This is a genomic window from Methylobacterium sp. P3_A11 (assembly GCF_056403155.1).
This window is the reverse complement of sequence record NZ_JBFUGA010000204.1, coordinates 1-3,811: the sequence shown is the minus strand read 5'-3', so window position 1 is coordinate 3,811 and position 3,811 is coordinate 1. Positions and strand designations below refer to the sequence as shown.

The following is a 3,811-nucleotide window of genomic DNA, read 5'->3' as shown; positions in this document are numbered from 1 at the left end:
GTCTCCCAGGGCTCATCAAAGGCAAACAGAAAACCGCCCGGCAATCCCGCCGGCCAATCCCGCCGCTTGTCAGAAGATGGCTCAGCGCCCGGTCCACTCCCGCGGCCGGCGCCGATGAGCCGGGGTATACGCAGGCCGGTTCGGCGCGTCAACAGGCTTGTTCGCCGAGGAGCCGATTTTCTTGGACTCCGGCGACGACAGGCGTGTGACGCCCGATTCGCACCCTGCCCGTCTGGCCTCAGGCCTCGAGGCTCAGGCTCAGGCTCATGCCGTCATAGGCAGGCACGACCGCTGGCGGCAGCCGCGCCGCCAGGGCGGCGTAGTCGAGATCGGTATGGAGGTTGGTGAGCACCGCCCGGCGCGGCCGGACCTCGCGGATCAGCGCGAGGGCGTCGGAGACCGAGAAATGCGTCGGGTGCGGCGTATCCCGCAGGGCGTCGATGACGAGCAGCTCAAGGCCGTGCAGCCGGGTCAGGCTCGTCTCCGGGATCAGGCTGACGTCGGGCATGTAGGCCGCCCGGCCGAAGCGGAAGCCCAGGGCCGCCTCGTTCCCGTGCTCCACCGGAAGCGATTCCACAGTGATCGGGCCGCCCTCCCCCTCCACGACCAGGTCGCGGTCGACGTCGATGTCGCGCAGATCGAGGATCGGTGGATAGGCGCTCCCGGGGGGCGTCTCGAAGCAGTAGCCGAACCGGGTGGTGAGCAGCGACCGGGTCAGGGCGTCGGCGTAGACCGGGATGCGCTGCCGCATGGCGATGACCAGGGGGCGCAGGTCGTCGATCCCGTGGGTGTGGTCGGCATGGGCGTGGGTGTAGGCGACCCCGTCGAGGTGCCGCACGCCCGCGTCGATGAGCTGCTCGCGCAGGTCCGGCGCGGTGTCGACCAGCAGGGTGGTCCGCCCTGCCCCGGAGGCGCGCTCGACCAGGATCGAGCAGCGCCGCCGGCGGTTGCGCGGCTCCTCCGGATCGCAGGCGCCCCAGCCGCTGCCGACCCGTGGCACGCCGCCCGAGGAGCCGCAGCCGAGGATGCGCAGGGTCAGGCTCGCCATCCGGATCTCCCGCTCCTAACGCGTCACGCGTCGCCCGGAGGCGTTGCGGCGGCCTTGTCGAACAGCGCGAAAAAGTTCGCCGTCGTGATCCGGGCGAAGTCCTCGGCGGGCAGCCCCAGGGTCTCGGCCAGCGACCGGGCGGTGTCGGCCGTGTAGGCCGGCTCGTTGGTCCGCCCCCGATGGGGCTCGGGGGCGAGGAACGGGGCGTCGGTCTCCACCAGGATCCGGTCGCGGGGCACGCTTCGGGCGATGTCGCGCAGGTCGTGCGAGCGGCGGAAGGTGACGATGCCCGAGAACGACACGAACAGCCCCAGCTCCACCCCGGCCTCCGCCAGCCGCTTCCCGGAGGAGAAGCAGTGCAGCACCGCCCGGAAGGACCCTTTGCCCATCTCGTCGGCGAGCACCCGCTCCATGTGGTCGTCGGCGTCGCGGGCGTGGATCACCAGCGGCAGGCCCGCGAGGCGCGCCGCCTCGATATGGGCGCGCAGCACCCGTTCCTGCACGGCCTCGGGGGCGGCATCGGCGTAGTGATAGTCGAGGCCGGCCTCGCCGATCCCGACGCAGCGCGGGTCGGCACGGGCGAGGTCCGCGATCGTCCCGGCGTCGACGTCCGGCTCCTCGGCGGCCCCGTGGGGATGGGTGCCGATCGTGTACCAGACCTCCGGATGGGCCGCCGCGATCGCCCGGTAGGTGTCGGCCTTGGCGACCCGGGTGGCGATGGTGAGCATGCCGGTGACGCCGGCATCCCTGGCGCGGGCGATCACACCCGGGAGGTCGGCGGCGAAATCCGGGAAGTCGAGATGGCAGTGGCTGTCGATGAGCATCGGGTCTCGGGGCCGTCAGGCGGCCGGATTGTCAGGGCGCTCGAAGCGCGGGAAGATCGGCGCGGGGGCGGGGAGCGCCGTGCCGGGCACGAGCCGGCCCCCCTCCCCCACGGCGGCGAGGCTGCGCCGGTCGGCCGGCACCGCCAGCAGGTCGAGGAGCTTGGCCGCCGCCCCCGGCACGAAGGGCTGGGTCAGGATGGCGAAGGCGCGCAACGCCTCCAGCGTCGTGTAGAGCACCGCGTTCATCCGCGCCGGGTCGGACTTGCGCAGCTTCCACGGCTCCTGGGCCGCGAAGTAGCGGTTGGCCTCGGCCACCACGGCCCAGATCTCGGCCAGGACGGTGTGGAGCGCCAGCTCGCCCATCAGGGTGCGCGCCCGCTCCGGCAGGGCGTCGGCCTGGGCCAGCAGGGCTCGGTCCGCGTCGTCCAGGCTGCCGGGATCCGGCACCGCGCCGTCGCAGTTCTTGGCGACCATCGAGAGCGAGCGCTGGGCGAGGTTGCCGAGGTCGTTGGCGAGATCGGCGTTGATCCGGCCGATGATCGCCTCGTGGCTGTAGCTGCCGTCGCCGCCGAACGGCACCTCGCGCAGCACGAAGTAGCGCACCGGGTCGACCCCGTAGGTATCGGCGAGTTCGAACGGGTCGAGGACGTTGCCCAGCGACTTCGACATCTTCTCGCCCTTGGAGAGCAGGAATCCGTGGCCGAAGACGCGCTTGGGCAGGGGCAGCCCGGCCGACATCAGGAAGGCCGGCCAGTAGACCGCGTGGAACCGGACGATGTCCTTGCCGATCACGTGCAGGTCCATCGGCCAGAATGCCCTTCTGGAATCCGCCTCGTCGGGGAAGCCGGTCACCGTCAGGTAGTTGGTCAGGGCGTCGACCCACACGTACATGACGTGGTTCGGATGGCCGGGTACCGGCACGCCCCAGTCGAAGTTGGTGCGGCTGACCGAGAGGTCCTTGAGGCCGGAGCGCACGAAGCTCGCCACCTCGTTCCTCCGGGTCTCCGGCCCGATGAAGCCGGGCTGCTCCTCGTAGAGCTTCAGCAGCCTGTCCTGGTAGGCGGACAGGCGGAACAGAAAATTCTCCTCCTCCATCCACACCACCGGCGTGTCGGTGGCGAGGCTGCGGCGGCTGCCATCCTCCAGGAGCCGGGTCTCGGCCGCGTCGTAATAGGCCTCGTCCCGCACCGAGTACCAGCCGGCATATTTGTCGAGGTAGATGTCGCCGTTGGCCTCCATCCGCCGCCAGATCGCCTGCGCGGCCTCGTAGTGGCCGGGCTCGGTGGTGCGGATGAAGCGGTCGTAGGCGCAGTCCATCCGGTCGGCCATGGCCTGGAACCGGGCGGCGGTGCCGTCGACATAGGCGCGCGGCGTCGTGCCGGCCCGGGTCGCGGCCTGCTGGATCTTCAGACCGTGCTCGTCGGTTCCGGTGGAGAACAGCACGTCGTAGCCGTCGAGCCGGTGGAAGCGGGCGATGGCGTCGGCGGCGATCACCTCGTAGGCGTGGCCGATATGGGGCGCGCCGTTGGGGTAGGAGATCGCGGTCGAGAGGCCGAAGGTTTTTCGAGCATGCGCCGGGGCGTTGGACGTCACGTCTGTGGTGTTCCGGATGAGCGCGGGAAGCTGCCCGCGTTGTCGCGCGGCCGGAGCCGCGACGCAACCGTCGCGGCTTGCGGGAGCGGCTTGTGGGACTGGCTTGCGGGACCGGCGCCATCCCGTCGACCGCGGCCGGACCGGAACGCGCGGGAACCTCCAGATCACCGGACATGCGTAATCGTCCCCGCGCGCCTGTTGCGCCGGGGTCGTGGCCCAGGTGACGCGACGAGGGACGCGGGACGCCGCGGGAACCCTGTGTCGGCCATGATACGCGCGGGATCCGATCCCCGCGGCGCCCCGCGGCATCGACCGGGCGCCTCCCCCGGCCGGTGCCGTCTGTCTC

The 3,811-nt window shown here is 71.3% G+C and carries 3 protein-coding genes; all 3 read right to left on the bottom strand.

The genetic code is table 11. The features are described 5' to 3' along the window. Window positions 1-238 precede the first annotated feature (238 nt). The 3 genes from AC1DXK_RS30415 to metG are packed head-to-tail and all read right to left on the bottom strand — an operon-like array spanning window position 239 to window position 3,465. Window positions 239-1,048 (bottom strand): MBL fold metallo-hydrolase, encoded by an 810-nt coding sequence (locus AC1DXK_RS30415; protein WP_457108828.1) that lies wholly within the window; start codon window positions 1,046-1,048, stop codon window positions 239-241. 23 nt (window positions 1,049-1,071) lie between these two features. After that, window positions 1,072-1,872: a TatD family hydrolase gene (locus AC1DXK_RS30410; protein WP_457108829.1), complete on the bottom strand. Its 801-nt coding sequence runs from the start codon at window positions 1,870-1,872 to the stop codon at window positions 1,072-1,074. 15 nt (window positions 1,873-1,887) lie between these two features. Next, window positions 1,888-3,465, bottom strand: a complete 1,578-nt coding sequence (gene metG / locus AC1DXK_RS30405) for a methionine--tRNA ligase (protein ID WP_477299664.1) — start codon at window positions 3,463-3,465, stop codon at window positions 1,888-1,890. Window positions 3,466-3,811 lie beyond the last annotated feature (346 nt).